This is a genomic window from Cryobacterium luteum, from assembly GCF_900110125.1.
Lineage (GTDB): Bacteria > Actinomycetota > Actinomycetes > Actinomycetales > Microbacteriaceae > Cryobacterium > Cryobacterium luteum.
On record NZ_FOCN01000006.1, the window covers coordinates 152,672 to 178,920 of the forward strand.

The following is a 26,249-nucleotide window of genomic DNA, read 5'->3' on the forward strand; positions in this document are numbered from 1 at the left end:
ACGGAGACAAAACACAGAATGATCCGGCGCTTCGGCGCCGGCAAACAGGGAGTATCGAAATGGCAGATCCGGAACGCGCCAGAAAGATGGCGGACCGCATTAAGGTCATCATCGCCAAGCGGCTGGAACGGGGACTTCGCGATCCGAGGCTCGGCTTTGTGACCATCACCGATGTGAAGGTCACGGGCGATCTGCAGCACGCCTCGGTGTTCTACACCGTGTACGGCTCAATCGAGGAGCGCACCGAGAGCGCAGCGGCGTTGAAGGCCGCCACCGGCCTCATGCGCAGCGAGGTCGGCAAGAACATCACGGCGCGGCTTACCCCGTCGATCGAATTCATCGCCGACGGCATCCCCGAGAACGCCGCGCTCATCGACGACCTGCTTCGTGAAGCCCACGATCGGGATACCGCGACCGAAGACAGCAAGGGCACCGCCACGTATGCCGGCGACGCCGACCCGTACAAGAAGCCGCGCGACTACGACCTCGACGACGACTCTGATGACGATGCGTCTGCAGACGACGACGAGCCCGACGCCGCGAGCACCCCGAAGCACTAGCACCACCAGCACTCGCACCACTAGCACTCGCACCACCAGCACGACCAACCGGGCCCGGGCCCGGAAACTGGGCCCATGATCTATCGTGCTCCCGCTTTCCGGGCCCGGGCCCGGAAAGGTTTAAGGAGAGGGATTACGGGGCCGGGGCGGGTTCGGTGGTGCGCTCGTAGCGGGTGAAACGGTAGGGGAGCGCGGTGCTCGAGCGCAGCCATCCGCTTGCCGGGTCGGTGGCGACCCTGGCCCAGGCCGCGTCGAGCGCGGGCGCGACGGTGTCGCCGGCGATCGAGGCGTCGATCTCGGTCACCTCGAGTACGTCGGCGTGCGGCAGCGCGAGCCGATAGATTTCGGCGCCGCCGATCACCCAGACCGGCCCCTCGGCCAGCGCGAGGGCCTCATTGAGACTGTGCGCGACGGATGCCCCCTCCGCGGCCCAGCGCTGCTGCCGGGTGATCACGATGTTCTGCCGGCCCGGGAGAGGGCGAAAACGCTCCGGGAGCGAATCCCAGGTCCGTCGCCCCATGATGACGGCTCCGCCCCGGGTGACCGCGCGAAAATGCGTCAGGTCCTCCGGCAGATGCCAGGGCATGACCCCGTCGGCTCCGATCACCCCGCCGACCGTCTGCGCCCAGATCAGGCCGAGGGTCATACCGCGACCGCGCCCTTGATGGCGGGGTGATGCTGGTAGTTCTCCAGCATGAGGTCGTCGTACTCGTAGTCGAACAGGCTCGCTCGACCCGGCTTGATGCGCAGGGTGGGGGAGGGGAACGGCGTGCGGGAGAGCTGCTCGGTGACCTGCTCGACGTGGTTGTCGTAGATGTGACAGTCGCCGCCGGTCCAGACGAACTCGCCGAGTTCAAGCCCGGCCTGCTCGGCGACGAGGTGGGTGAGCAGCGCGTAGCTGGCAATGTTGAACGGCACGCCCAGGAACAAGTCGGCGCTGCGCTGGTAGAGCTGGCAGGAGAGTTTGCCGTCGGCGACGTAGAACTGGAACAGGGCGTGGCATGGGGCGAGCGCCATTTTCGGCAGGTCGGCCACGTTCCAGGCCGAGACGATCATTCGGCGGGAATCCGGGTCGGTGCGGAGGGTGTCGAGCACCTGGCTGATCTGGTCGATGGTCTCGCCGCCCGGGGTGGGCCAGGAGCGCCACTGCACGCCGTAGACCGGGCCGAGCTCGCCGCTCTCGTCGGCCCACTCATTCCAGATGCGTACGCCCTGCTCCTGCAGCCAGGTGACGTTGGAGTCGCCGCGCAGAAACCAGAGCAGTTCGTAGGCGATCGACGCGAAGTGCACCCGTTTGGTCGTCACGAGGGGAAAACCGTTGGCGAGGTCGAACCGCAGCTGGCGGCCGAAGACGCTGCGGGTTCCGGTTCCGGTGCGGTCCGCCTTGCGGGCACCATTCTCGAGGGTGTCGCGCAGCAGGGCTGAATACTGGGCATCGGCAGCTAAAGAAGTCACCGATCCATCGTAAACGATTCGCTCAGGTCGGCAGGGTGTATCCGTCGTCGGCCGGAATGGCGAGTCCATCGGCTACGAGGCTGGCTAGTGCGCGCCGCAACTGGGCCGCATCCGACCAGAGGGTGGCGATGTCGGCATCCGTCACCGAACGATGGGTTGACCGCAGCTCGGCCATGATCAGGCCGCGCACCTGCCGGTCGCTTCCCGCGAACTTCTTCTGCACCGTCTTGCGGGTGCCGGTGTATTCGGGATAGTCGGCGGCCCGCCAGGCACAATCATCCCGAATCGGGCATACCGCGCAGTGCGGGCGGCGGCTGGTGCAGACGACGGCGCCGAGCTCCATGATCGCGGCGTTGAACAGCGCGGCCTCCTGCGCGCTCTGCGGCAGCAGCGCCCCCATCGCGTCGAGGTCCCGGCCCCGGCTGGGCGGCGAGGGTTCCCCGACCCCGGCGATGGCGCGCGCGATCACCCGCCGAGTATTCGTGTCGACGACCGGATGTCGATGGCCGTACGCGAACGCGGCCACCGCTCGCGCGGTGTAATCGCCAATGCCGGTCAGAGCCAGCAGATCATTTAGATCGGAGGGCACCACACCGTCGTGCAGCTGGGTGATCTGCACCGCTGCGGCGTGCAACCACAGTGCGCGCCTCGGATACCCCAGGCTGGACCAGGCCCGTACCGCCTCGCTCGGCGGCACCGCCGCAAGGGAAGCCGGTGTCGGCCAGCGCGTCAGCCACTCCTCCAATCGGGGAATGACCCGGTTCACCGGCGTCTGCTGCAGCATGAACTCGCTCACCAAAATGCCCCAGGCCCCGAAGCCGTCGCGGCGCCACGGCAGGTCGCGCGCGTTCGCCACGAACCAGGAGTTGAGAGCGGAACTAATCATTTTCTCAGAGGGTGTGACGTTCATCCGTTCTAACCTAGGCTCGATTCATGAAGCTGGTTTCCACTCCCCGCACCGATTTTCTGCGCGTCCTCGCCGCCGAGATCCTGCACAATTACGGTCGTGGCCGCACGGTCATCGCCATCGGCGGAACGGATGCCGACGCTCGCGCCGCCTTCGCCGACGATCTCGCCGCGGTGTTCCGCGAAGACGAGCGTCACGTTTTTCGGGCGAACCTGCGCTACTTCCAGCACTCCCGCGCCGAGCAGCAGCGACTCGCTCCCGACACCCCCGAACGGATGTACCGGGTCGGCTATGACTACTCGGCCCTGCGCCGGGTGCTCGTCGAACCCTTCCGAATGGGCGGCAGCACCGGGTTCGTCACCGAACAATTCGACCCCGATCGGGACGCCTGGATTCAACCGACCTGGCAGACCGCCCCCGCCGATGCCATCCTCATTCTCGATGGCGACTACATCAATCGGCCCGAACTGCACGGGCTCTGGCTGTACAGCGTGCTGCTCGAGGGTGCACCGGCGAGCGCGTCCCAGACGCAGTACCTCGCCGAGGTGCACCCGCGCGACGTCGCCTCGGCCGTCGTCGATACGACGAACCCCGAGGCCCCGCGCCGCGTGCTGACTGACCGCTGCTGACGCCTACCGAAACCGGGCCAGAACCTCGGCCGGGGCCAGAAACCGCCCGCGTTGCTCGACCTCGTGCACAAGTTCGGTCAGCAGCGTGTTCATCGGCGCAGCCAATCCGGCCGCGTTTGCTGCGCGTACCACCGCCCCGTTGAGAAAATCGATCTCGGTGCGTTGGCCGCGCGCAAGGCTCTGCAGGGTTGAACCCTGGTTCGGCACCGTTCCCATGCGCGCTCGCATCGAGCGTGGCAGCAGCTGGCCGGCCCAGACCGGCGCGAGCGCAAATAGATGCAGTCGCCTGTGGGAGAGCCCCTGCAGCGCCCCGAACCGCACGCCCGTCGCCAGAGCGACCCGCACGGTTTCCCGCATGCTCCGGGTTACCAACCGGCGCAGTCCCGCCTCGCCGATCACCGCCTGCACGCTGAGCCCGGTGATCGCCGGCAGGGCGTTGAGCATGTTGACGACGAGTTTGGTCCACTGAGCGCCGACGAAATTATCGAGTGCCACGGTGGGGGTGGCGGCGGCCAGCACGGCCTGCCAGCGCTGGGTCTGCGCGTCGACCTCGCCGTCGCCGCGCCCGAGATAGCTCGGCGCCACCGTCGTCACCCGCACCCGGCCCGGCCCCTCGTAGTGGGCGGCAATGATCGTGATCAGCCCGAAACACTCGGACCGCGGCAGCAACCGTTCGGCGGTCGTAACCCCGTCGAGACCGTTCTGCACGACGATCACGGGTGTGCCATCGAGAACGGCGGCGTTCTCGGCGATCGCCGCCGCAGCATCCTGCGCTTTGGTGCAGATCAAAGCCAGGTCGCACGGTTTCGACAACCGGTCGACCGCGAGGGGGTGCGCGAGAAGATCACCGAAACCACCGCTCAACTGGATGCCGTCGGAGCGCACAGCAGAAAGCGCGCCCGCGCGCATCGTCACCACCAGGTCGTGTCCCTGAGCCGCGAGCAGGCAGGCGAAGGTGCTGCCCAGGGCACCGGCTCCGATCACCGCGATTCTCACGGCTCACATATTACGGGCCCAGGCGCCCGGCCCGATTCGCGCCTCGACGGCACTCGCACGCTGATACCCTCAGGAAGTGACCAGCGGCCTTCTACTCATCGACAAGGCGCAGGGCTGGACCAGCCATGACGCTGTCGCCCGAACCCGGCGCCTGGCCGGAACCCGCAAGGTTGGCCATGCCGGTACCCTCGACCCCATGGCGACGGGACTGCTCGTGCTCGGCATCAACAGCTCGACCCGGCTGCTGACCTACGTGGTCGGCCAGGGCAAGGAATACCTCGCGACCATCCGCCTCGGCCAAGCCACCTCAACGGATGACGCGGAGGGTGACAGCCTGACCCGCGCCACCGCAGAGGCGGTCGCCGCCATCACTCCCGCAGCCGTCGCGGCGGGCATGGCAGACCTCACCGGTGACATCAGCCAGCAACCCAGTGCGGTCAGCGCCATCAAAGTGGACGGCAAACGTGCCTACGCCAGGGTGCGGGCCGGTGAAGACGTGCAGTTGCTGTCCCGTCCGGTGACCGTGAGCGAATTCGCACTGCTCTCGAGCACCCCGCGGGACGGTTTTCTCGACCTCGAGGTGCGCGTCGAATGTGGCTCCGGCACCTACATTCGCGCCCTGGCCCGTGACCTCGGCGCCGCGCTCGGCGTCGGCGGCCACCTCACCGCCCTCCGCCGCACGCGCATCGGCCCCTTCAGCATCGACGACGCTGCGACGCTGGAACAGGTCGACGTCGTCGCCGCGCTCATTTCGCCAGCGGATGCCGCCACCCGGCTGCTGGCGCGCCTCGACCTCTCCGCCGAGCAGGCGACCGACCTAGGCCACGGCAAACGAATCACGGTCGAACCCGATGCGACCCGCACCGGACCGGTCGCCGCTATCGCCCCCGATGGCCGACTGGTCGGACTGGTCGAGTATCGCGGCGATCAGGCCAAGTCGCTGCTGAATTTTCCGCCAGACCTTCCCGATCAACCGCACCAGAGCGAATCGACACCCGCGTCATGATCGAATGGTTCACCTGGCTGCAACTGGCCATCGCCGTGCCGGGCGGCCTGCTCTGTGTTGTACTCGGTCTGGTCGGACGCAAACCCACCGACCTCACCATGGGCGCGACCGCGCTCGTCGAACTCCTGCTGATCGTGCAGCTCGCGGCCGCGATCGCGGCGCCGCTGGCCGGCAACACGGCCACCGGCAGTCTGCTCGAGTTCTACACCTACCTGGTCAGCGCCATACTGCTGCCGGTTGTTGCCGGTTTTTGGGCGCTCGTCGAACGCAGCCGTTGGAGCACGGTCATCCTCGGCGTGACCTGTCTGTCGGTCGCGGTCATGCTTTACCGCATGAATCAGATCTGGAACGTGCAGGGGAGCTGACGCGGTTCGGGGTTCGCTGCGGATGCTGCAATAATTAGCGAACCAAATGAATGCCGAGCGATGACAGAAGCCCAGACCGAACAGACCGGCCCCGCCAATCGGGTGAGCGGCATCGGCCGACTCCTCATCGCCGTTTACGGCGTGCTGGCCCTCGCTGCCACCGGGCGTTCGTTCGTGCAGATCGTGCGCGCTTTCGACGACGCCCCGCTCGCGTACTCGCTGTCGGCTTTGGCCGCCGTGGTGTATATCGTCGCGACGATCGCCCTGGTCAGGCGCACCGCCCTCTGGTATCGAATCGCCTGGTTCACGATCGGCTTCGAACTGCTCGGCGTGCTCCTGGTCGGAACGCTGAGCCTCGTCGATCCCGCCCTGTTTCAGCACGCCACAGTGTGGTCGGTCTATGGCAGCGGCTACCTGTTCATTCCCCTCGTGCTGCCGCTGCTCGGCATGTGGTGGCTCGCGCGCCATCCCCCCGCGCCAACCGGGAGCCGGGCATGAAAACCTTCCACGGCGTCGACTCGGTACCCAGCGACTGGCCGCCCTCGGCCGTGAGTATCGGCAAGTTCGACGGCGTGCATGCCGGACACCGGGCCGTTCTCAGCGAGCTCAAGGCCATTGCCGCGCGGGAGCAGCTCGCCGCCGTCGTGGTCACGTTCGACCGGCATCCGCTTGCCTTGCTGGCTCCCGAGTCCTGCCCGAGCGCACTGATCAGCGCCGATCAGAAGCTCAAGCTGATCGCCGAGACCGGTGTTGACGCGACCCTGCTGCTCGAATTCAACCACGCCCTGTCGAGCCTGCCGCCACGGCAGTTCATCGAACGCATCCTGGTCACCGCCCTGCGCGCCCGCTTCGTGCTGGTCGGTCGCGACTTTCGCTTCGGGGCGAAAGGTGCCGGTGATGTGGCACTGCTGCGTGATCTCGGCGTCGAGTTCGGCTATGAGGTGCGCATGATCGAGGATGTGATGCCCGATGGTACCCGGAGGGTGTCGTCGACCTGGATTCGCGAGTTGCTCAGCACCGGCGCTGTGGCCGCGGCCGGCCGTTTGCTCGGGCACGTGCCGACCGTGCGCGGCTTGGTCGTGCACGGCGCTGCTCGCGGTCGCGAGCTGGGCTTTCCCACGGCCAACCTGTCAGCCGATTCTGAGGGCTTGATTCCCGCTGACGGCGTGTACGCCGGTTGGCTGACGGATGCCGGTGCTCGCTTTCCCGCCGCTATTTCGGTGGGCAACAACCCCACCTTCGACGGCGTCGCACAGAAGCAGGTCGAAGCCTACGTGCTCGACGAGGTCAATCTCGACCTGTACGACCACGTCGTCGACGTGTCTTTCGTGGAACGGATTCGCGGCATGGTCGCCTACTCGGGTATTGATCCGCTGATCGTGCAGATGCGCGATGATGTCGCGCGCGCTCGCACGATTTTGGGCCGCAAGACCTCGATCTAGTCCAGCCGCAGCCGGTTTCCGACGGCGAACCAGGCCGTCGCTCCGAACAGGGGAGCCAGCAGAACGGCCAACACCCAATTCGTGCGCACGGTCGGGCACAGATGAGCGGCGCGCCCGATCTGAACCATGGCCACGAGCGAAAGCCCGAGCACGATCATTCCGGCCAGCAGCGCAACGCCGACACCCACCCACTCATAGTCGCTCGCATTCCCCATGCCGGAAACCATACCAAAAAGAATGTTTATTGTATAGCCACAAAGGTGTACACCGGTTGTCTGGGGAACTCCTGGGGGTCAGTTCGCCCCGGTACGCTGGGGGCACGAGCATTTTTCCTGGGGGTTCCATGCAACAACAAGCACGAGCTATTGAAACGCGCGCCGCGATAATCCGCGGCGCGGCGGCAGCGTTCGAACAGCGCGGCTACGGCAGCACGTCCCTGGCTCAGGTGAGCGCTGCCGCCGGGGTCACCAAGGGCGCACTGTACTTCCACTTCGATTCCAAGGAAGCGCTCGCGGTCGCCATCATTGACGCCCAGCACGAGCAGTCGGTCGGTGCCGGTCAACTGCTGCTCGAGAACGACGTTCCCGGCCTGCGCGCCCTCATCTCCATGTCCTACGAGCTGGCTCGCCAGCTGCGCGACGACCTCATCGTGAGCGCCGGGGTGCGCCTAACGATTGAAGCGGCCAACTTCTCCACGCCGGTGTCCGCGCCGTATCTGGACTGGATGGTCACCTGTGAGGAATTCCTGCGCCGGGGAATCACCGCGGGCGATGTGACTCCCACCTTGGACGTGTGTGCGGCTGCGGCCTTTTTCACGGCCGCCTTCACGGGGGTGCAGGTCGTCTCCGACGTGCTAACCGGGCGCAGCGACATCGACCAACGCCTCACCGAGATGTGGGCGATGCTCCTGCCTGGCCTTGTCGCGGCTGAGCGCTGGCCCGAACTGCGGAATCTCGCGGCCGAGGTGCAGCGGGAACGCGCCGCGGCCCTGGCCCTAGACTGACCGAGTGAATACCGCCGTCTCGCGTCGACTGCTGCCGGGGCGGGGCCTGGCTCTGCTGGGGCTTCTCGTGGTCGCGGCGAACCTGCGCACCGCGGTCGCCGCGCTCTCACCGATCGTGGCCGAGGTGAACGCCGATATTCCACTCGGTGCGATTTCTCTGGGTGTGCTCGGCATGCTTCCTCCGGTGTGTTTCGCCTTCTTCGGCATATTCACCCCCATGATCACGCGCCGGCACGGCTTGGAAGTTCCGCTCGTGCTCGCTCTCGTGGCCATTCTGATCGGACACGTCACTCGTGGTCTGTCCGGCTCGCTCACCGTGCTCATCCTCGGCAGCGTCATCGCCTTCGCTGGGCTTGGCGTCGGTAATGTACTCCTGCCGCCGCTCGTCAAGAAATACTTCCCCGACCGCGTTGGGCTTGTGACGAGCCTCTACGTCACCGTGCTCTCGCTGAGTACCCTGATCCCGGCCCTGATCGCCGTTCCGGTAGCGGATGCCTCAAGCTGGCGCGTGTCGCTCGGCATGTGGATGCTGCTTGCTCTGTTCGCGCTGGTTCCCTGGGTCACCCTGCTGGTGCGGCACCGCACCGCGAGTCAGTCCGGCCCCGTCGTCGAGGAGGCTGACGCCGCGATTCTGGGTCGACTGTGGACGTCGTCGATCGCTTGGGCGATCGCCGGCGTTTTCGCGGCCTCGTCGCTCAACGCCTACGCCATGTTCGCCTGGCTGCCGCAACTGCTCGTCGACACCGCCGGGGTCAGTCCGGCGCAAGCCGGAACGCTGCTGGCCCTCTACGCCAGCATGGGTATTCCGTGCGCGCTGATCATTCCGGTACTCACGGCGCGCCTGACCAACGTGGGACCGCTCGTCTACGTCGGCGTGTTCGCGTTCGTAGCCGGCGACCTCGGGCTGTTCTTGGTGCCAGAGACCCTGACCTGGCTGTGGGTCAGCCTGGCCGGCCTCGGCCCGCTGTTCTTCCCCTTCGCTCTTGTACTCATCAACCTGCGCACCCGCACCCACGCCGGCGCCGTCGCGCTGAGCAGCTTCGTGCAGAGCGTCGGCTACACCCTGGGCGCCCTGGGCCCGCTGATCGTCGGCCTGCTGCACGAGCTCAGCGGCGGGTGGAGGTGGCCGCTCGGCTTTCTGATGGTCAGTGCCCTGGCCATCATCATCGCCGGGGCCGTGATCGGTCGTCCGCACGTGCTGGAGGACGATGTCGCCCGCTCGCGCTGACGCTCGGCCTTCGTGAGCAGAGCCCGAGCTCAGGGCACCAGTTTGGCGCGGTGGATCAGCGCTGCGGCGCCGATGAGCGGGCCGTCGCCCGACAGCGCTGACGGCACCACCCGCACCCGGGTCGCGTAGGCGAACTGCACACGCTGCGCGATGGCCTCCCGCGCGAACACGAGCAGGTCGCCAGTGACGTTGGAGAAGCCGCCGCCGATGGCGACGAGGTCGAGGTCGAGCAGTGTCGCGGCGGAGGCGATCGCCTGGCCGAGTGCCCGTCCGCTGCGCGCGACGGCCGCGACGGCGATCGGGTCGGCGGCCGCGTAGGCCTCGGCCAGGTCTTCGCCCGACTCGCCGGGGAATCCCTGCCGACGAGCCCAGGCGACGGTTTTCGGTCCGGAGGCGATCGCCTCGATGCAGCCGACCCCGCCGCAGGCGCAGGCGTCGGAAAAGCCACCCACCTCGATGTGACCGATATGGCCGGCGTTGCCGGTCGGCCCCGATGCGGTCACTCCGCCGAGAATGAGGCCGCCGCCGATGCCGGTCGACACGATCATGCCCATGAGGTTGTCGACGCCCTGCCCGGCGCCCACCCAGTGCTCGGCGAGGGTGATGCACAGCCCGTCCATGCGCAGGCGCACGGGCAGGTTGGGCACGAGCGCGGCGACCAACTGTTTGAGGGGGTACTCACGCCACACCGGCAGGTTCAACGGCGACACCGCTCCGTCTCGCAGATGAATGGGCCCGGCGCAACCGATTCCGACCCCGATCAGGGCCGCGCCGACCGGCAGCAAGGCGCGAGCCTCATTGACCACGCTCGTGACCGCGACGGCGAGCCGCTCGCTCGACGCGGTCGCGCCGGTCGCCGCCCGGCGACGACTGGAGCCGAGTACAACGCCGCGATCATCCACGAGGGCGGCCTCGACCTTGGTGCCGCCGACATCAACGGCGAGAACGAAACGGGGCCGGGCAGTGCTGCTCATGCATCGATCGTACTGGCGCCAGCACCGGCCCCCGTTCGGGCCCCAGGTTTGCTCACATGAGCAATAATCCCTACGACTGTTGATTCGTGCGGCCGGGAGACGTAGGCTGGGCCCAAACGATTGGACCGCGACACCACCATGAGCGACACCGACGAACTCCTGTCCATCCGCGCCGCCGAGTTGTACTACGAAGAAAACCAGACCCAGGACGAGATCGGCGTCATTTTGCGCCTTACCCGCTGGAAGGTCGGCCGGTTGCTCGCGAGCGCCAAGGCCAACGGTTTCATCCGCATCGAGATCGTGCACCCCCGCGCCCGCCGGCTGCCGATCGAACGGCGCCTCCGCGAATCTACCGGCCTTACCGACGCGATCGTCGTCTCCTCCGCCGGGGTGTCGAGTGACGCCGAGCTGCAGTCGCGCACTGCTCAGGCCGCCGCCGACTATCTCACCAGCCTGCGCCCGATTCCGCGCACCCTCGGCATCAGCTGGGGGCGCACCCTGCACGACGTCTCCCTGCACCTGAAACAGGGCTGGGCGCCGGGGGTGAACGTGGTGCAGATCAACGGTGGCGTCAGCCTGAACCAACGCACCGGCACCGCGGCATCCACTGCGGTGACCATCGCGCACAAAGCCGACGGTTCGGCCACCCTGCTGCCGAGCCCCGCCATCTTCGAACGCCTCGAAACCAAGCAGGCGATGGAGGCCGACCGCACCATCGCCGGGGTGCTCGCCCTGGCCCGCAACGCCCAGGCCTACGTCTTCAGCGCCGGTCAGGCTGACGCGAATTCCGCCCTCGTCGACAGCGGCTACCTGACCGTGGAGCAGATCAACGAGCTCGTGGCGAAGGGCGCTGTCGGCGACGTCGTCGGCCGCTACATCGACAAGCACGGTCGCATCGTCGACCCGGAACTCAACGAGCGCACAGTCGGCATTCAGATCGACCAGTTGCGCCGTGCCCCACTCACCATCGCGGTCATCTCCGGAAACACCAAGCACGCCATTGCCCGCGCCGTCGTGCGTAATGGGCTGTGCACCGTGCTGGTGACCGACGAAGACACCGCGAACGCACTGCTTCAGGATAAGGACACCCCATGACCAACAGCCCATTGGCCGCCGACCAGCCCGATCAGCGAGCCCTTGCGCTGATCGGCGGGGAAGCGACCGACGCCAACCTGCGCCGGTACCTGCACGGAATCCCCGGAATCGACGCCGTCGGTCTCGAGGCTCGCGCCGCCGATCTCGGCACCCGGTCGATCAAGACCAGCTCCAAACGCTGGGCGATCGACACCATCATCGGACTGATCGACCTCACCACCCTCGAGGGCGCTGACACCCCCGGCAAAGTGCGTTCACTCGTCGCTAAAGCGCTCGTTCCCGACCCTGGCGATCCCGGCTGCCCCCGTGTCGCCGCCGTCTGCGTGTACGGAGACATGGTCGGCGCCGCCGTCACCGCGCTTGGTTCGGCCCACGCTGCCGGTGGAACAGAGGGAATCAACGTGGCCGCCGTCGCGACCGCTTTCCCGAGCGGTCGAGCGTCCCTCGCCGTCAAGCTCGCCGACGTGCACGACGCCGTCGCAGCCGGCGCCGACGAGATCGACATGGTCATCGACCGCGGTGCTTTTCTGGCCGGCCGGTTCGGCCAGGTCTACGACGAGATCGTCGCCGTCAAGGAGGTCTGCCGTCGTGCCGACGGAACCCTCGCCCACCTCAAGGTGATTCTCGAAACCGGCGAACTGAACACCTACGACAATGTGCGCCGTGCCTCCTGGCTGGCCATCCTCGCCGGCGCAGACTTCATCAAGACTTCCACCGGAAAGGTGGCCCCGGCCGCGACGCTGCCGGTGACGTTGTCGATGCTCGAGGTCGTTCGCGACTGGCACCGACTCACCGGCGTGCGCATCGGCGTCAAGCCGGCCGGCGGTATCCGTACCTCCAAAGACGCCATCAAATACCTCGTGACGGTCGCCGAAACCGTGGGGGAGGAGTGGCTCGTGCCGCATCTGTTCCGCTTCGGCGCCTCCAGCCTGCTGAACGACGTGCTGCTGCAGCGCCAGAAGATGACCACCGGGCACTACTCCGGCCCCGACTACGTGACGATTGACTAGGGAACGACCATGAAATTTCTCGACTACGCCCCGGCCCCCGAGTCGCAGGCCCTGCTCAACCTCAAAAGCGACTACGGCCTGTTCATCAACGGTGACTTCACCGCCGGCCGCGGTACCCCCTTTCAGAGCATCAATCCGGCCACCGAGCAACGGATCGCGATGATCGCCACCGCCAATGAAACGGATGTCGACGCCGCCGTCGCCGCCGCCCGGCACGCCTACGACGGCGTCTGGTCGCGTCTGTCCGGAAGCGACCGCGGCAAGTACCTGTTTCGCATCGCCCGCCTGGTGCAGGAACGCGCCCGCGAACTGGCCGTCGCCGAAACCCTCGACAACGGCAAGCCAATCAAAGAAACCCGCGACGTCGACATTCCGCTCGTCGCGGCCTGGTTCTTCTACTACGCCGGCTGGGCTGACAAGCTCGACCACGCCGGAGTGGGCCCCAACCCGGCCTCGCTCGGCGTCGCCGCCCAGGTCATCCCGTGGAATTTTCCGCTCATGATGCTGGCCTGGAAGATCGCCCCCGCGCTCGCTGCCGGAAATACCGTCGTGCTCAAGCCCGCCGAGACGACCTCGCTCACCGCTCTGCTGTTTGCTGAGATCCTGCAGCAGGCGGATCTGCCGGCCGGGGTGGTGAACATCATCACCGGCGACGGAAGCACCGGTCTTGCCCTCGTCAACCACCCCGGGATCAATAAGGTCGCCTTTACCGGCTCGACCTCGGTCGGCCGAATGATCGCCCGTTCGGTCGCCGGAACCGAGAAAAAGCTCAGCCTCGAACTCGGCGGCAAGGGCGCCAACATCGTCTTCGACGACGCCCCGATCGACCAGGCCGTCGAGGGCATCGTGCGCGGCATCTTCTTCAACCAGGGCCACGTCTGCTGTGCCGGAAGCCGCCTGCTCGTGCAGGAAAGCATCCACGACGACGTCGTCGACCGGCTCAAACGCCGCATGCAGACCCTGCGCCTCGGCGACCCGCTCGACAAGAACACCGACATCGGCGCCATCAACAGCGCCGAACAGCTCGCCCGCATCCGCGAACTGTCCGCGCGAGGCCAGCAAGAGGGCGCCGAACGTTGGAGCGCCGACTGCGCCATCCCCGAGAACGGCTTCTGGTTCGCGCCGACCATCTTCACCAACGTCACGACCAGCCACCGCATCGCCCGCGACGAAATCTTCGGCCCGGTGCTTTCCGTGCTCACCTTCCGCACCCCGGCCGAGGCCATCGCCAAGGCCAACAACACCCCCTACGGCCTCTCGGCCGGCATCTGGAGCGACAAGGGCAGCCGCATCCTCGCCGTCGCCGACAAACTGCGCGCCGGCGTCATCTGGGCGAATACCTTCAACCAGTTCGACCCGTCCAGCCCGTTCGGCGGCTACAAAGAGAGCGGCTACGGCCGCGAGGGTGGCCGCCACGGCCTCGCCGCCTACCTCAAGCCCGCCGTGCGCTCCGGCTCGCGGTCGATCGCCGCCGCCGACCGCGTCACACCCGTCAGCAAGAAGTCCGCATCCGCCGGCAAGAAGTCCGCATCCGCAGAGAAGGCCGCCAAGTGAACCGCCTCGCCATTCCCAAGACCTACAAGCTCTACATCGGCGGTAAATTCCCGCGCAGTGAATCCGGCCGGGTCTACGAGGTGCTCTCGCACAAGGGCGACTTTCTCGCCAATGCCGCCAAGGGCAGCCGCAAGGATGCCCGCGACGCCGTCGTTGCCGCCCGCAGCGCCCTCGGTGGCTGGGCCGGTGCCACGGCTTATAACAGGGGCCAGGTGCTCTATCGCATCGCCGAACTGCTCGAAGGCCGCCGAGCGCAGTTCATCGACGAGATCATGAGCAGCGAGGGCGGGAACGCCGCCGCCGCGAGCGCCCAGGTTGACGAGGCCATTGACCGCTGGGTCTGGTACGCCGGCTGGGCCGACAAGTACGTGCAGGTCGCCGGTAACGCCAACCCGGTTTCCGGGCCGTTCTTCAACCTCTCGGTGCCTGAACCGAGCGGCGTCGTCGCGATCATCGCGCCGCAGGGCAGCGAATCGCTGCTGGGGCTGGTCAGCGCCATCGCGCCGGCCCTGGTGGCCGGCAACACGGTTGTCGTCGTCGCCAACGAGAACGCACCGCTCTCGGCCATCAGCCTCGGCGAGGTGCTCGCCACGAGCGACGTGCCCGGCGGAGTGGTTAACATCATGACCGGTTCCCCGGCCGAGATCGCCCCGTGGCTGGCCAGCCACGCCGACGTGAACGCCCTCGACCTGGTCGGTGCCGGCGACCTCGACTGGGTGGAGCTGCAAATCAGCGCCGCTGACACCCTGAAGCGGGTGCTCCCGCCCGAAAACGGGGCGGATGCCGCGGCTCCGGCCCTGTCCCGCATCCTCGCTTTCACCGAGCTGAAGACGGTCTGGCACACCAAAGCGATTCTCTGAACGCGCCCGGGGACGACACTCAGCCGGGGGTCAAGAGAACGGGATAGGCTCCGCCGCATGACCTTACGCAGAGCACTTGTCACCGGAGCAACGGGCTACATCGGGGGGCGCCTGGTTCCCAAACTCCTCGAGGCCGGTTTCACGGTGCGGGTGCTCGTGCGCACCCCGTCGAAGCTGCGTGACGTGCCGTGGGCAGACCAGGTCGAGGTCGTGCAGGGGGACCTCGGCGACCTCGCCTCCGTGCAGCGCGCCTGCGTCGACATCGACGTGCTGTACTACCTCGTGCACTCGATGGGCGCGGCCGGTGACTTCGAGAAAACCGAGCACCTGGCCGCCCAGAACGTCGCGCAGGCCGCTGCCGCAGCCCACGTTGAGCGCATCGTCTATCTTGGCGGGCTGCACCCCTCGACCGGAACGCTCTCGCCCCACCTCAACTCCCGGCGGGAAGTCGGCCGTATCCTGCTCGCCAGCGGTGTGCCGACCATTGCCTTCCAGGCCGGCGTGGTCATCGGTTCCGGCTCGACCTCGTTCGAGATGATCCGCCACCTGACCGACGTGCTGCCGTACATGCCGGCACCCAAGTGGGTGCGCAATAAAATCCAGCCGATCGCCGTGCGCGACGTGCTGTACTACCTTCAGGCCGCCGCCGACCTGCCGCCCGAGGTGAACCGCACCTTCGACATCGGCGGACCCGACGTGCTCCGTTACGGCCAGATGATGAACGGCTACGCCCTGGAGGCCGGCCTCAAGCAGCGGGCCATCGCCGCCCTGCCGGTGCTCACCCCCTGGCTGGCCTCACAGTGGGTGAACCTGGTCACGCCGATTCCGCGCAACCTCGCCATCCCCATCATCGCCTCGCTGCAGTACGACTGTGTCGTGAGCGAGAGTGACATCGACGAGTTCATTCCGCAGCCGAAGGACGGCCTCACCGGTTATCGACGTGCGGTGCGCCTCGCGCTCGGCCGCATGCGCGACGGCGACGTCGAGACCAGCTGGCGCAACTCCTCGATCGAGGGCGCGTCGAGCAACTCGCTGCCGAGTGACCCTGACTGGGCCGGCCACGCCGTCTACACCGACCTGCGCGAGAAGACCACCCCGGCCGACCCGGCGGCCCTCTGGCGGGTCATCGAGAGCATCGGCGGCGAAAACGGCTGGTACTCCTTTCCGCTCGCCTGGGCGGTGCGCGGCCTGATGGACAAGGCCGTCGGCGGCGTGGGCCTGCGCCGCGGACGCCGCAATCCCGACCATCTGCACAACGGCGAGGTGCTCGACTTCTGGCGGGTGGAACAGATCGACCACGGCAGCTTCTTGCGACTCCGCGCCGAAATGCGCGTTCCGGGTCGAGCCTGGCTGGAAATGAGCGTCTCACCAACGGTTGCCGGCGGCTCGGTCTACCGGCAGCGTGCCATTTTCTTTCCCCGCGGCCTCGGTGGCCGGCTGTACTGGGCGGTCATCTTTCCGTTCCACGGCATCATCTTCGAGGGCATGGCTACCCGGATCGCCGCGGCGGCGGCGGTGGAACGCGAAGCTGAGGCCGGGCATCCGCTCGCGACAGTTTCTCACTCCAAGGGCGACTGAGGCGGGCCGCTCTGTGGACAAAACGTGCGGATAGTCTGAGAATTCTGGCGGCTCGCACCGGTTCGAGGCATGATGGAAACGAGTAGGAGGCCACGATGTCAGTTTCTCTCGCCTTTTTGGGCGACGGCCTCGTTGCGGGCGGTCAATGGGACGAATGGTTTCCCGAACACGACGTGCACAATCTGGCGCTGAGTGGAAACACCACCGACGAGGTCATTGAACAGCTGGATCAGGTCATTGAGCTGCGGCCGGATGCCATCGTCATCGGGGTCGGAACCAACGATCTCGGCTGGCGCAAATCCGACGAGTATGTCGTGCGCAATCTTGAAACCATCCTGCACACCCTGCGCCGCGCACTACCGGAAACCCGCATCATGGTTCAGTCGGTTCTGCCACGCGACCGGGAGTTCGCCCCGATCATTCGCTCCATCAACCGGCATATCTGGCAGTACGCCCCCACCCAACACGTGCAATACCTCGATCTGTGGCCGGCATTGGCCCTGCCCGACGGCGAACTCGACCCGGCGCTCGGCATCGACCGGCTGCACCTGAATCCGGCTGGCTATGCGGCCTGGCTAAGCGAACTGAAGCCCGGGCTGGAGATTCTGTTCGAACGCCCGCCGTCGACGACGTCCATTCCCATTCAGCACGCCTGATCCGCATACGAGCGGGCCGGGCCTGGCAGAGTTTCGAGCGCCGCACGCTCGGTAGAGTGGAGTCATGCTCCGATCGGTTCGTCCTGCCCTTGTTCTGACCCTCGGTGCGCTGGTCTTCGGGGGAGCCGTGTTCGCGCTCGCTCCGTCCGCGCAGGCCGCAGCTGCCGGAGCGGCGAACACCAGCGCCGTCAGCCTGGTGGGCTCCGACGCCAACGACTTCAGCTTCGAGTCCTTCGATGCGCAGTACGAGCTCGGGCTTGACGCCGACGGCCGCTCGACGCTCACCACCGTCGAAACGATCGTGGCCCGATTTCCAGACATCGATCAGAACCACGGCATCCGCCGGGCGTTCCCCACGCGATACCAGGGCCACCCGACCGATATCGTGATCGACAGCGTCACCGATGAGACCGGAGCACCGCGCAGTTTCGACACCGAGACCACGAGCGAGGAGCGTGAGCAGGAATTTCTCGACGTGACCATCGCCGCCGACGAATTCGTGCACGGTGCGCAGACCTACGTGATCACCTATGAGCAGTCGAATGTGACGCTGTACCCCGCCGACGCGAACACCGAAGAGTTCTACTGGGACGTGAACGGCACCGGGTGGGACCAAACTTTCGGCCTGGTCACGTCCACCGTGCGGTTCGATCCGCAGCTGGTCGACCAGCTGCAAGGACAGGCGCTCTGTTTTCATGGACCGGAAGGCTCCAGCACACCGTGTGAGGACATCCGCGTGGTCGGTTCGTCGGCGCAGCCGGCCGTGATCGGGCTCGCCAGCAATCTGGATGCGCGAGAAACCCTCACTGTCGTCGTTCCGTTCGAGCCGGGCACCTTCGTGCCGCGGGATGATTCCTTCACCGCCAACGCACTACCGAGCGTGGGGCTGGTCGGCGCACTGGTGACCCTGTTCACGGCGCTCGTCGCCGGTCTGCTGCGGACCACGCGTTGGCGGAGCGCCGCCGGCCGCTTCACGATCATCGCCGAATATCTGCCGCCGCGGGGGGTGAACCTGCTCACCTCCGGCGATGTCACCGGCACAGCCAGCAAGGCGATGGCAGCCCAGTTCATCAGCTTTGCGGTGCGCGGCAACGTGCGCATTCTCGAAGCGGGCGACAAGAAGAGCCACTTTCTGCTCGAATTCGTGCACGCACACGGGGTCGATGAGACCGAGAGTCGTATTCTCGGCAAGCTGTTCCCCGGTCTGCAGGCCGGCGACCAGCGAGACCTGAAGAAGAAGAGCATCTCTTTGAGCAAGGCGCTGCAGAAGGAGCGCCTGGCTGCCAGAGCGCAATCGTTGCGGCTGGGCCTGCGGGAGAAGAAGAACGACGGCCTGCGGTTCTGGCTGTTTTTGCTCGCGGTCGTCGGTGCCGGTGTGGCACTGGTGGGAAGCCTCGGCGCCGTCATCACCGTTGTGGGCGGTTGGTGGCCGTTGTTGTTCATCGCCGTCGCGATCATCAGCGCGGTGGGCACGTTCGTGTTCGCCGGTAATCTGCGACCGCTGACCGAAAGCGGCGCTGAGCTCCGTGACTATCTGAAGGGCGTCAAGTTGTATATAGGTCTGGCTGAAGCCGATCGGCTGCGAGTATTGCAGAGTCCGGAGGGAGCCGTGCGCTCCGTGTATCGGCCGGAGAATTCACGCCCCGATCTGACCCAGGGCACCGATACAGCGGATGCCCCCTCCGTGCAGATCGTGAAACTCTACGAACGAGTGCTGCCCCTGGCCGTCCTGTTCGGGCAGGAGAAGGACTGGTCCGGCGTTCTCAGCCAGTATTACGCCGAAAGCAACACGCAGCCCGACTGGTATTTTGGGTCTGGAATATTCCAGGCGGCCTACTTCGCCGGTGCGATCAGCACGTTTTCGACCGCCACGAGCGCGTCCTGGTCGGGCAGCGCCGCGAGCTCATCGAGTTCTGGCGGCGGCGGTGGTGGCTTCTCCGGTGGCGGTGGCGGCGGCGGCGGCGGAGGGGGCGTCTGATGGCTCGGGTAATGGGCACACCAGCCGAACCGACCTTCACCCGTTCGGCACTCGCACCGGGGCTGCTCGGCGCCATCGTTCTGCTCGCCGGACTGGCACTCCTCGAGAGCGAGAGCTTCATCATCATCCGCTACGCGGTCAGCATCCTCGCGCTCATCATCTGCGTTTTTGTGATCCAGGCCCGGTCCTGGTACTGGCTGATCGGCCTTGTTCCGATGGCCGTGCTGTGGAACCCGGTCGTGATCCTCGACCTCAGCGGGCAGGGCTGGGTTTCGGCGCAGTTCATCGCTGCCATCGTTTTCATCATCGTCGGTCTGCGCACCAAGGTGCCGGTTCGCAAGGAATGAACGAAGGCGTAGACTACAAGCGCGTTGAGAACCGGGTCAGGTCTCTACTGTGCGCTCGCATTCGATGTCATCACCCCTTGATCGGGTGATTCAACGGCACCGCCGCTGCGACAGCATCCGTTTGACTTTGGGTTTGACGTCATGATCAGGGCCCGTGCTGTGTTTCTCAAATCGATTATTTCTGCACCGTGTGGTTTGACACCGCGGGAATGATAAGTGGAATGCAGCGTTCCGGTAACACCAGAATGCCGTGACCGGCACACGTGGACAGGTACAGCCGGTACCCGTACCGTGCTGCTTCGAAGTGGAGAACAATGGCTTATACCCGCACCGATGCCTCGGGCAGCCGGAACAACCTCGGCCGTAATGGAGCCAGCCGCAACCGTGCGCATCCGCGTTCCCGCGACGACGACGCGCCGATCATTCCGATTCTGGCGCGCAAGGTGCGCGAGGTTGAGGCCAAGGCGCAGTCCGGCACCAAGCTTGGGCCAACCAACCGCACCAAGTATCAGGTCATCGCCCTGCTCATGCGCGAAGAACGAGCCCGGGTCAAGGGCGACAAAGAGCTCTCCGACGCGAACCGAGCAGAGCTGCTCAAACGCCTCGACGGCATCGCCCAGATTCTGGCCAAGACCGCGGCCAGGGACACCAGCCTGATCACACTGCTCGAGCCCGACGCCGGCGTGTCGACCGTGGCCCAGCGCTTTCGTCGGGACTGGCTGATCGAATCGGGAGCCGAGCTGAGCCCCGACGAACTCATCATCACCCGGGAGCCCGAAGCGGCACCGGTCGTGCTGCAGAACCAGGTCATCCCGCAGTCCGTCAAGGCCAGACAACTGGCCAACCCGTTCCTCGCCCCCGACTTCAGCGCTGCCGCCCAACCGATCGTGCACCCGCGCCGGCTCGCCAACTGGGAACTGCTCGGCCCGCTCTTCAAATCGTTCGAGTACGGTTCAGGCGGACAGGCGGCCAGCATGGACATGCCGGAGGCGCCCCGCCTCGACCGGCTGTCACCGAACGGCATGGAACTCATGCGCCACCAGGCCCGCTTCATTGAGAGCGCCAGGCTGGGGCACCGCAGCTACCTGCTCGCCGACGAGCCAGGCCTCGGCAAAACCGCGCAAAGCCTGCTGGCAGCATCCGTTGCCAACGCCTACCCGTTGCTGGCCATCGTGCCCAACGTGGTGAAAATGAACTGGGCCCGCGAGGTGGAACTGTGGACGCCGAACCGGCGGGCCACCGTCATTCACGGAGACGGCGACACCCTCGACGCTTTCGCCGACGTCGTCGTGGTGAACTACGACGTACTTGACCGGCACTTGGCCTGGCTCGGCACGCTCGGCTTCAAAGGCATGGTCGTCGACGAGGCGCACTTCATCAAGAATCTGTCGTCCCAACGGTCCAAGCACGTGCTCTCGCTCGCCGAGCAGATTCGGCGCCGCACCCCGGGCGGTAACCCGCTACTGATGGCGCTCACCGGAACCCCCCTCATCAACGACGTCGACGACTTTCGTGCCATCTGGCAGTTCCTCGGCTGGATCGACGGGGACAAGCCAGCGCCCGCGCTGCTGAAACGCCTGGAAGAAACGGGGCTGAACCCAGCCGACGTGGGCTTCTACAAAGAAGCCCGCGCCGCCGTCATCGACATGGGCATCGTGCGTCGCCGCAAAGTCGACGTGGCCGCCGACCTGCCGGCCAAGCGCATCGCCGACCTGCCGGTCGAGCTCGACGACGATCTCGGCCGTTCCATCCGCCAGGCCGAACGTGAACTTGGCGCCCGCCTGGTCACCCGCTATCAGGCGCTCGTCGCCGCCCGGCATGCCGGCTCCGGCGGTCCGGCTGTCCCCGACGAAGATCAGCGGGATGCCTACATTCGCGCCGTCGCCCACGCCGAACTCGAAGATTCCAAAGGCCAGACCACCGGGGAAAACGTCTTCACGATGGTGCGCAAGATCGGCCAGGCCAAGGCCGGTCTCGCGGCGGACTACGCCGCGCAGTTGGCCCGCTCGGTCGGCAAGGTCGTGTTCTTCGCCAAGCACATCGACGTCATGGACACGGCAGAAGAGATCTTCGCCAAACGCGACCTGCGCACGGTCTCCCTACGCGGCGACCAGAGCGCGCTGGCCCGCCAGGCCGCGATCGACTCGTTCAACAACGATCCCGACGTCGCCATCGCGGTGTGCTCGCTCACCGCAGCCGGTGTCGGCGTCAACCTGCAGGCCGCGTCGAACGTCGTGCTCGCCGAGCTGAGCTGGACGGCGGCCGAACAGACGCAGGCCATCGACCGGGTGCACCGCATCGGCCAGGACGAGCCGGTCACCGCCTGGCGAATCATTGCCGCGCACACCATCGACGCGCGCATCGCCGACCTGATCGGCAGTAAGCAGGGTCTCGCAGCGCGCGCCCTCGACGGTTCGCAGGAGGAGTATTCGGCGGCCGATTCGGTGCAGGCGAGTGCCCTCATCTACGTTCTCACGCAGGCTCTGGACGGAAAGCTGTAAAGCGACCAGATGCTCTGCTGCGATTCGACCGATTTGAGTCGACCCCACTGCAGGCACCATGATTGTCGGAGCGCCCTTGTAAGAACATAATTGTGACCGAGCGCAGGTTACGACATGATCCGTACGACACGACTCGTCCCGCTATCAAGATCGGCCAGCCATGAAGATCGGAATTCTCACCAGCGGCGGCGACTGCCCCGGACTCAACGCGGTCATTCGCGGCGCCGTGCTCAAGGGCGTGCGCACTCACGACTTCGAATTCATCGGCATCCGCAACGGTTGGCGCGGGCTCGTGCAGAACGAATTCATGCCGCTCGATCGGCACAGCGTGCGCGGCCTGTCGCGCCAGGGCGGCACCATCCTCGGCAGCTCCCGAACCAATCCCTTCGAGGGCGAGAACGGCGGCCCTGAGAACATTCAGCGCACCCTCGACGCCAACGGAATCGACGCCGTGATAGCGATCGGCGGCGAGGGCACCCTCACCGCGGCGCACCGCCTCACCGAGGCCGGACTGAACATTGTCGGTGTTCCCAAGACCATCGACAACGACCTCGAGGCCACCGACTACTCGTTCGGCTTCAACACCGCCGTAGAGATCGCCACGGAGGCGATCGACCGCCTGCGCACCACCGCCGAGTCCCACGGCCGCTGCATGGTCGTCGAGGTCATGGGACGCCACGTCGGCTGGATCGCGCTGCACTCCGGCATGGCCGGGGGCGCCCACGCCATCCTCATTCCCGAGCAGCCCAAGTCCATCGAGCAGATCTGTGACTGGGTTGAGCACGTGCGGGATCGCGGCCGGGCCCCGGTCATCGTCGTGTCAGAGGGCTTTCTGCTCTCGGGCATGCAGGAGGCACACTCGACCAAAGGCCTCGACGCTTTTCACCGCCCACGCCTCGGTGGAATCAGCGAGATCATCGCGCCGCTCATCGAGGAACGCACCGGCATCGAAAGTCGCGCCACCGTTCTCGGTCACACCCAGCGTGGTGGCGCCCCCTCGGCGTACGATCGCGTGCTCGCCACCCGCCTCGGCATGGCAGCGGTCGACGCCATCCACAATTCGCAGTGGGGATCGATGGTGTCGCTGCGCGGCACTGAGATCGACGTAGTGAGCATCGCTTCGGCCACTATCGGCCTGAAGCGGGTGTCACCGGCCCGGTACGACGAGGCCGCCGTACTGTTCGGCTAACCCAACTCGTGGCACGCGGTTGAGCGGTTCGCACGTGTTCGAACCAGTGCCAGCTTCTCAAACAAGTGCCGGGAGGAGCGTCAGGCGAGTTTCGCCTGAACCTGAGACAGCGACGGGTTCGTCGCGGCGGAGCCGTCTGGGTAGAGAATTGTGGGCACCGTCTGGTTCCCGTTGTTCAGGCTCATCACGAGTTCGGGAGTACCGTCAACTCGCTCAATGTTCACCTCGGTGTAGCCGATCCCGGCGGTATCAAGCTGCTTCTTCAATCGTTTGCAGTAGCCGCACCAGTCGGTCGTGAACATGGTGATGGTTCCGGAAGCGGGTACAAAGTCCATGAATTTACCTTATCGGAGCCGCCTTAGAATCCACTCCGGGGCCTTCTGCCGAACGAGCCTTCCGTGCAACGAGTATTAAGATGAACCAATGACTTTGCCCCAGGTATGCGTGTGCTACCTCACGCGACTATCTTCCGAAGGCAACCGGCAGGTACTGCTGGGGCGCAAGAAGAAAGGCCTCGGCGTTGGCAACATCGTCGGTCTCGGCGGCAAGCTGGAAATCGGGGAAAGTGCAGTGGATGCGGCGGTGCGTGAAATCGCGGAAGAGTCCGGTCTCGTGGTGGCGGCATCCGCTCTGACCGAACTGGGATATCTCACCTACCTGTTTCCGCACCGCGAGGAGTGGAGCCAGGAGTCGACCGTGTTCGTCTGTGACGAATGGTCGGGCACCCCGCGGGAATCGAACGAGCTGAACCCGGTCTGGTGGGACGTACAGAGTCTGCCAGTCGATGAGATGTGGGACGATGCCCGGTACTGGTTGCCGGGAGTGCTCGCCGGCGTACCGGTTCGCGCCACCTTCACCTTCGGCGCCGACCTGGAAAGCGTGGTGTCTCGTGCCTGACTTCAGCCTCATCATCGTTCTGGTGATTGCTCTGGCGCTCATCTTCGACTTCACCAACGGTTTTCACGACACGGCGAACGCCATGGCCACCCCGATCGCGACCGGGGCCATGAAACCAAAAGTCGCGGTTGGTGTCGCCGCTCTGCTCAACCTGGTCGGTGCATTCCTCTCGACCGAGGTTGCCCGCACCGTGTCGGGCGGCATCATCAAGGAGGGCGACCGCGGGGTGCTGATCACCCCAGAGCTTATCTTCGCCGGCCTGATCGGCGCGATCGTCTGGAACCTGGTCACCTGGCTGATGGGGCTCCCGTCGAGCTCGAGCCACGCGCTGTTCGGCGGGCTGATCGGGGCGACCGTCATCGGCGTTGGCTCTCAGGCCGTCGACTACAACGTCGTCGCCGCGAAGGTGATTCTGCCAGCGCTGATCGCACCACTGATCGCCGGGATCGTCGCCCTCGTCGCGACCCGTCTGGCGTACATGATCACCCGGCGGGACGTCGGCAAACCAGACGGCCGCGGCGGGTTCCGGTACGCGCAGATCTTCTCCTCGTCACTGGTCGCCCTGGCGCATGGCACCAACGACGCCCAGAAGACCATGGGAGTGATCACCCTGACCCTCATCGCCGGTGGTTTCCAGGCCGTCGGCACTGGCCCCACCTTCTGGGTCATCGCCGCGTGCGCGCTCGCGATCGCGATCGGTACCTACACCGGTGGCTGGCGCATTATTCGCACCATGGGCGCCGGCCTGACCGAGATCAAGCCGGCGCAGGGGTTCGCCGCTGAAACCAGCACCGCGGCCACGATCCTCGCCTCGAGCCATCTTGGATTCGCACTCTCCACCACGCAGGTCGCTTCCGGTTCGGTGATCGGTTCCGGGCTCGGTCGCCGCGGCTCGACCATTCGCTGGGGCATGGCCGGCCGCATCGCTCTCGGCTGGGTCATGACCCTGCCGGCTTCGGCGATCATGGGCGCCTTCGCGGCCGGGCTCGCCCTGCTGGGGCCGATCGGCATCGTGCTCGACATGGTGATCGGAACCATCGTGATCATGGCGCTGTTCCGTTGGTCGCGGCGCAACCGGGTCACGCACCACACCCTGCTCAACGACATCGACGATGCCGGACGGGTGGTCAACATTAGGAAGACACCGCGTCGTCCCTCCCGCCGCGACCGTAAGAAGGTCTCACTGTGATCGACTGGAGCGCATTTCTCATCGTCTCCGTAGCGTCACTGTTTTCAGCGGCGCTACTCGTGAGCCTCTACTCCCTCGGCCTGCGCCTGCTCACCACGGCCGGACGCATCCCCCTGGTCGACCCGCTCGAGTTCACCGGGGCGATCACCGTGCTGACGCCGAAGAAGGCCGCTAAGCAGCTCAAACGCGCGCGGAAGGCGGCTGCGGCGAACCCGCTCACGTCCGGGATGAAACGCCTGGCGTTGTTCGCCGGCTACGCCTGCTTCGTGCTCTGCGGCCTGGCCGTGCTGTATGGCGTCTACCTGATCGTGCCGGCCCTGCACAGATAACCGGATTGCTTCGTGGCGATTGGACGCCGGCGCGGCCGTGGTCAGCAGCCGGGTCCGTGGGGGTTGGTGTTGCAGTCTTCGGCGACGAGCACGGTGGATTCGTTCGCTGCGACGACGGTGAACGGGGCGGAGGGCACGGTGACGGTTCCTTCGACGGGTCGCCAGCCTTGGTCGCCGAAGCTGTAGTCGGCTCGGTAGTCGACGGTGAGGGTGACGGTGTAGGTGCCCTTTTCGGTGTAGGTGTGGCTGGTGGGGGTGGGGGTGAATTCGGTGAGGCCGAGGGCTTCCCAGCTGGCGCCGCCGGTCGCGGTCGAAATGGTGTCGCCGTCGCCGTAGGTCCAGTGGTAGCCGATCGGGGTGAACATGACTTGTGCGGGTTGGCCGAGGAGGAGTCCGTCGCCGAGTTGGGCGGATGCTCCGGCCCAGAAATTCGCAGCGAGTCCGATGATGGCCCAGCCGCTGGGTTCCATGCCGGTGGGGGTGGGGTAGGCGGGGAAGTTT

The 26,249-nt window shown here is 66.2% G+C and carries 29 protein-coding genes; 21 read left to right on the plus strand and 8 right to left on the minus strand.

Annotation, left to right across the window (positions count from 1 at the left end):
* The first annotated feature begins 59 nt into the window (after nucleotides 1–59).
* Nucleotides 60–560, plus strand: a complete 501-nt coding sequence (gene rbfA / locus BMW72_RS08670) for a 30S ribosome-binding factor RbfA (RefSeq protein WP_092109552.1) — start codon at nucleotides 60–62, stop codon at nucleotides 558–560.
* A 133-nt stretch (nucleotides 561–693) separates the two neighbouring features.
* Here the strand turns inward: rbfA and BMW72_RS08675 are convergent, their stop codons facing one another.
* From BMW72_RS08675 to BMW72_RS08685, 3 genes are read right to left on the minus strand one after another with little or no spacing between them, the layout of a single operon-like run.
* Entirely contained in the window at nucleotides 694–1,206 is a 513-nt protein-coding gene (locus BMW72_RS08675) for a dihydrofolate reductase (protein ID WP_092109555.1), read from the minus strand.
* A complete protein-coding gene (locus BMW72_RS08680) occupies nucleotides 1,203–2,015 on the minus strand; it encodes a thymidylate synthase (protein WP_241983816.1) in 813 nt (270 codons plus the stop codon). The genes BMW72_RS08675 and BMW72_RS08680 overlap by 4 nt, the downstream gene beginning before the upstream one ends.
* Before the next feature lie 22 nt (nucleotides 2,016–2,037).
* Nucleotides 2,038–2,901, minus strand: a complete 864-nt coding sequence (locus tag BMW72_RS08685; RefSeq protein ID WP_092109650.1) for an HhH-GPD family protein — start codon at nucleotides 2,899–2,901, stop codon at nucleotides 2,038–2,040.
* Between the two features lie 47 nt (nucleotides 2,902–2,948).
* Between BMW72_RS08685 and BMW72_RS08690 the strand changes: the two genes are divergently transcribed.
* Complete coding sequence (locus BMW72_RS08690) at nucleotides 2,949–3,551, plus strand: nucleoside/nucleotide kinase family protein (RefSeq protein ID WP_092109560.1); 603 nt, start codon at nucleotides 2,949–2,951, stop codon at nucleotides 3,549–3,551.
* A 3-nt stretch (nucleotides 3,552–3,554) separates the two neighbouring features.
* On the opposite strand, the gene BMW72_RS08695 is transcribed toward BMW72_RS08690, so the two are convergent.
* Nucleotides 3,555–4,547 carry a ketopantoate reductase family protein gene (locus BMW72_RS08695; protein ID WP_092109563.1) on the minus strand — a complete coding sequence of 331 codons (993 nt, stop codon included), beginning with the start codon at nucleotides 4,545–4,547 and terminating at the stop codon, nucleotides 3,555–3,557.
* Nucleotides 4,548–4,623: 76 nt separating this feature from the next.
* Between BMW72_RS08695 and truB the strand changes: the two genes are divergently transcribed.
* From truB to BMW72_RS08715, 4 genes are read left to right on the plus strand one after another with little or no spacing between them, the layout of a single operon-like run.
* Nucleotides 4,624–5,553 (plus strand): tRNA pseudouridine(55) synthase TruB, encoded by a 930-nt coding sequence (truB, locus tag BMW72_RS08700; RefSeq protein WP_092109565.1) that lies wholly within the window; start codon nucleotides 4,624–4,626, stop codon nucleotides 5,551–5,553.
* Complete coding sequence (locus tag BMW72_RS08705; RefSeq protein ID WP_092109568.1) at nucleotides 5,550–5,918, plus strand: hypothetical protein; 369 nt, start codon at nucleotides 5,550–5,552, stop codon at nucleotides 5,916–5,918. Before truB ends, BMW72_RS08705 begins: the two co-directional genes overlap by 4 nt.
* Before the next feature lie 60 nt (nucleotides 5,919–5,978).
* The gene (locus BMW72_RS08710; protein ID WP_092109571.1) at nucleotides 5,979–6,416 is read left to right on the plus strand and encodes a hypothetical protein; all 438 of its coding nucleotides are present in this window, start codon (nucleotides 5,979–5,981) and stop codon (nucleotides 6,414–6,416) included.
* Nucleotides 6,413–7,360 (plus strand): bifunctional riboflavin kinase/FAD synthetase, encoded by a 948-nt coding sequence (locus BMW72_RS08715; RefSeq protein WP_092109573.1) that lies wholly within the window; start codon nucleotides 6,413–6,415, stop codon nucleotides 7,358–7,360. Before BMW72_RS08710 ends, BMW72_RS08715 begins: the two co-directional genes overlap by 4 nt.
* Here BMW72_RS08715 and BMW72_RS18400 read toward each other — a convergent pair.
* Complete coding sequence (locus tag BMW72_RS18400; RefSeq protein ID WP_134360190.1) at nucleotides 7,357–7,575, minus strand: hypothetical protein; 219 nt, start codon at nucleotides 7,573–7,575, stop codon at nucleotides 7,357–7,359. The genes BMW72_RS08715 and BMW72_RS18400 overlap by 4 nt on opposite strands.
* Before the next feature lie 128 nt (nucleotides 7,576–7,703).
* On the opposite strand from BMW72_RS18400, the gene BMW72_RS18405 reads away from it, so the two are divergent.
* Both BMW72_RS18405 and BMW72_RS08725 read left to right on the plus strand, forming a co-directional pair.
* Complete coding sequence (locus BMW72_RS18405; RefSeq protein WP_134360189.1) at nucleotides 7,704–8,363, plus strand: ScbR family autoregulator-binding transcription factor; 660 nt, start codon at nucleotides 7,704–7,706, stop codon at nucleotides 8,361–8,363.
* 4 nt (nucleotides 8,364–8,367) lie between these two features.
* Nucleotides 8,368–9,591: an MFS transporter gene (locus BMW72_RS08725; RefSeq protein WP_092109577.1), complete on the plus strand. Its 1,224-nt coding sequence runs from the start codon at nucleotides 8,368–8,370 to the stop codon at nucleotides 9,589–9,591.
* A gap of 29 nt (nucleotides 9,592–9,620) precedes the next feature.
* Here BMW72_RS08725 and BMW72_RS08730 read toward each other — a convergent pair whose 3' ends face one another.
* A complete protein-coding gene (locus tag BMW72_RS08730; protein WP_092109580.1) occupies nucleotides 9,621–10,565 on the minus strand; it encodes an ROK family protein in 945 nt (314 codons plus the stop codon).
* A 120-nt stretch (nucleotides 10,566–10,685) separates the two neighbouring features.
* Between BMW72_RS08730 and BMW72_RS08735 the strand changes: the two genes are divergently transcribed.
* From BMW72_RS08735 to BMW72_RS08780, 10 genes are all read left to right on the plus strand, one after another.
* The gene (locus tag BMW72_RS08735; RefSeq protein WP_241988458.1) at nucleotides 10,686–11,660 is read left to right on the plus strand and encodes a sugar-binding transcriptional regulator; all 975 of its coding nucleotides are present in this window, start codon (nucleotides 10,686–10,688) and stop codon (nucleotides 11,658–11,660) included.
* Nucleotides 11,657–12,670, plus strand: coding sequence for a deoxyribose-phosphate aldolase (gene deoC / locus BMW72_RS08740; protein ID WP_092109582.1), 1,014 nt, complete (start codon nucleotides 11,657–11,659; stop codon nucleotides 12,668–12,670). Before BMW72_RS08735 ends, deoC begins: the two co-directional genes overlap by 4 nt.
* Before the next feature lie 9 nt (nucleotides 12,671–12,679).
* Entirely contained in the window at nucleotides 12,680–14,224 is a 1,545-nt protein-coding gene (locus BMW72_RS08745; RefSeq protein ID WP_092109585.1) for an aldehyde dehydrogenase family protein, read from the plus strand.
* The gene (locus BMW72_RS08750) at nucleotides 14,221–15,084 is read left to right on the plus strand and encodes an aldehyde dehydrogenase family protein (protein WP_092109588.1); all 864 of its coding nucleotides are present in this window, start codon (nucleotides 14,221–14,223) and stop codon (nucleotides 15,082–15,084) included. Before BMW72_RS08745 ends, BMW72_RS08750 begins: the two co-directional genes overlap by 4 nt.
* 57 nt (nucleotides 15,085–15,141) lie before the next feature.
* Entirely contained in the window at nucleotides 15,142–16,662 is a 1,521-nt protein-coding gene (locus tag BMW72_RS08755) for an SDR family oxidoreductase (protein WP_092109590.1), read from the plus strand.
* A gap of 95 nt (nucleotides 16,663–16,757) precedes the next feature.
* Complete coding sequence (locus BMW72_RS08760; protein WP_092109592.1) at nucleotides 16,758–17,318, plus strand: GDSL-type esterase/lipase family protein; 561 nt, start codon at nucleotides 16,758–16,760, stop codon at nucleotides 17,316–17,318.
* Between the two features lie 64 nt (nucleotides 17,319–17,382).
* Nucleotides 17,383–19,296, plus strand: coding sequence for a DUF2207 family protein (locus BMW72_RS08765; protein ID WP_092109594.1), 1,914 nt, complete (start codon nucleotides 17,383–17,385; stop codon nucleotides 19,294–19,296).
* A gap of 11 nt (nucleotides 19,297–19,307) precedes the next feature.
* Entirely contained in the window at nucleotides 19,308–19,643 is a 336-nt protein-coding gene (locus BMW72_RS08770; protein WP_241983817.1) for a DUF6804 family protein, read from the plus strand.
* A 314-nt stretch (nucleotides 19,644–19,957) separates the two neighbouring features.
* Nucleotides 19,958–22,144 (plus strand): DEAD/DEAH box helicase, encoded by a 2,187-nt coding sequence (locus BMW72_RS08775; RefSeq protein ID WP_092109598.1) that lies wholly within the window; start codon nucleotides 19,958–19,960, stop codon nucleotides 22,142–22,144.
* A gap of 160 nt (nucleotides 22,145–22,304) precedes the next feature.
* On the plus strand, nucleotides 22,305–23,333 hold the full coding sequence (locus tag BMW72_RS08780; RefSeq protein WP_092109600.1) for a 6-phosphofructokinase: 1,029 nt from the start codon (nucleotides 22,305–22,307) through the stop codon (nucleotides 23,331–23,333).
* 80 nt (nucleotides 23,334–23,413) lie between these two features.
* Here the strand turns inward: BMW72_RS08780 and BMW72_RS08785 are convergent, their stop codons facing one another.
* A complete protein-coding gene (locus tag BMW72_RS08785; protein WP_092109602.1) occupies nucleotides 23,414–23,668 on the minus strand; it encodes a mycoredoxin in 255 nt (84 codons plus the stop codon).
* Nucleotides 23,669–23,756: 88 nt separating this feature from the next.
* Here BMW72_RS08785 and BMW72_RS08790 point away from each other — a divergent pair, with 88 nt between their 5' ends.
* From BMW72_RS08790 to BMW72_RS08800, 3 genes are read left to right on the plus strand one after another with little or no spacing between them, the layout of a single operon-like run.
* Nucleotides 23,757–24,230 (plus strand): 8-oxo-dGTP diphosphatase, encoded by a 474-nt coding sequence (locus tag BMW72_RS08790; protein WP_092109605.1) that lies wholly within the window; start codon nucleotides 23,757–23,759, stop codon nucleotides 24,228–24,230.
* The gene (locus tag BMW72_RS08795) at nucleotides 24,223–25,419 is read left to right on the plus strand and encodes an inorganic phosphate transporter (protein ID WP_174843161.1); all 1,197 of its coding nucleotides are present in this window, start codon (nucleotides 24,223–24,225) and stop codon (nucleotides 25,417–25,419) included. The genes BMW72_RS08790 and BMW72_RS08795 overlap by 8 nt, the downstream gene beginning before the upstream one ends.
* The gene (locus BMW72_RS08800; protein WP_092109610.1) at nucleotides 25,416–25,748 is read left to right on the plus strand and encodes a peptidase; all 333 of its coding nucleotides are present in this window, start codon (nucleotides 25,416–25,418) and stop codon (nucleotides 25,746–25,748) included. The genes BMW72_RS08795 and BMW72_RS08800 overlap by 4 nt, the downstream gene beginning before the upstream one ends.
* Before the next feature lie 41 nt (nucleotides 25,749–25,789).
* Here the strand turns inward: BMW72_RS08800 and BMW72_RS18720 are convergent.
* Nucleotides 25,790–26,249, minus strand: a 460-nt coding sequence (locus tag BMW72_RS18720; protein WP_208598216.1) for a PKD domain-containing protein, incomplete at its 5' end; no start/stop codon positions are given.

Bases quoted from the DNA above. Each gene is read 5' to 3' on its own strand.
- BMW72_RS08690 (WP_092109560.1), top strand. From the start codon at position 2,949: ATGAAGCTGGTTTCCACTCCCCGCACCGATTTTCTGCGCGTCCTCGCC.
- BMW72_RS08760 (WP_092109592.1), top strand. From the start codon at position 16,758: ATGTCAGTTTCTCTCGCCTTTTTGGGCGACGGCCTCGTTGCGGGCGGT.
- BMW72_RS08755 (WP_092109590.1), top strand. From the start codon at position 15,142: ATGACCTTACGCAGAGCACTTGTCACCGGAGCAACGGGCTACATCGGG.
- BMW72_RS18400 (WP_134360190.1), bottom strand. From the start codon at position 7,575: ATGGGGAATGCGAGCGACTATGAGTGGGTGGGTGTCGGCGTTGCGCTG.
- BMW72_RS08715 (WP_092109573.1), top strand. From the start codon at position 6,413: ATGAAAACCTTCCACGGCGTCGACTCGGTACCCAGCGACTGGCCGCCC.
- BMW72_RS08790 (WP_092109605.1), top strand. From the start codon at position 23,757: ATGACTTTGCCCCAGGTATGCGTGTGCTACCTCACGCGACTATCTTCC.
- BMW72_RS08705 (WP_092109568.1), top strand. From the start codon at position 5,550: ATGATCGAATGGTTCACCTGGCTGCAACTGGCCATCGCCGTGCCGGGC.
- BMW72_RS18405 (WP_134360189.1), top strand. From the start codon at position 7,704: ATGCAACAACAAGCACGAGCTATTGAAACGCGCGCCGCGATAATCCGC.
- BMW72_RS08775 (WP_092109598.1), top strand. From the start codon at position 19,958: ATGGCTTATACCCGCACCGATGCCTCGGGCAGCCGGAACAACCTCGGC.
- BMW72_RS08780 (WP_092109600.1), top strand. From the start codon at position 22,305: ATGAAGATCGGAATTCTCACCAGCGGCGGCGACTGCCCCGGACTCAAC.
- BMW72_RS08710 (WP_092109571.1), top strand. From the start codon at position 5,979: ATGACAGAAGCCCAGACCGAACAGACCGGCCCCGCCAATCGGGTGAGC.
- deoC (WP_092109582.1), top strand. From the start codon at position 11,657: ATGACCAACAGCCCATTGGCCGCCGACCAGCCCGATCAGCGAGCCCTT.
- rbfA (WP_092109552.1), top strand. From the start codon at position 60: ATGGCAGATCCGGAACGCGCCAGAAAGATGGCGGACCGCATTAAGGTC.
- BMW72_RS08730 (WP_092109580.1), bottom strand. From the start codon at position 10,565: ATGAGCAGCACTGCCCGGCCCCGTTTCGTTCTCGCCGTTGATGTCGGC.
- BMW72_RS08765 (WP_092109594.1), top strand. From the start codon at position 17,383: ATGCTCCGATCGGTTCGTCCTGCCCTTGTTCTGACCCTCGGTGCGCTG.
- BMW72_RS08785 (WP_092109602.1), bottom strand. From the start codon at position 23,668: ATGGACTTTGTACCCGCTTCCGGAACCATCACCATGTTCACGACCGAC.
- BMW72_RS08745 (WP_092109585.1), top strand. From the start codon at position 12,680: ATGAAATTTCTCGACTACGCCCCGGCCCCCGAGTCGCAGGCCCTGCTC.
- BMW72_RS08685 (WP_092109650.1), bottom strand. From the start codon at position 2,901: ATGATTAGTTCCGCTCTCAACTCCTGGTTCGTGGCGAACGCGCGCGAC.
- BMW72_RS08675 (WP_092109555.1), bottom strand. From the start codon at position 1,206: ATGACCCTCGGCCTGATCTGGGCGCAGACGGTCGGCGGGGTGATCGGA.
- BMW72_RS08770 (WP_241983817.1), top strand. From the start codon at position 19,308: ATGGGCACACCAGCCGAACCGACCTTCACCCGTTCGGCACTCGCACCG.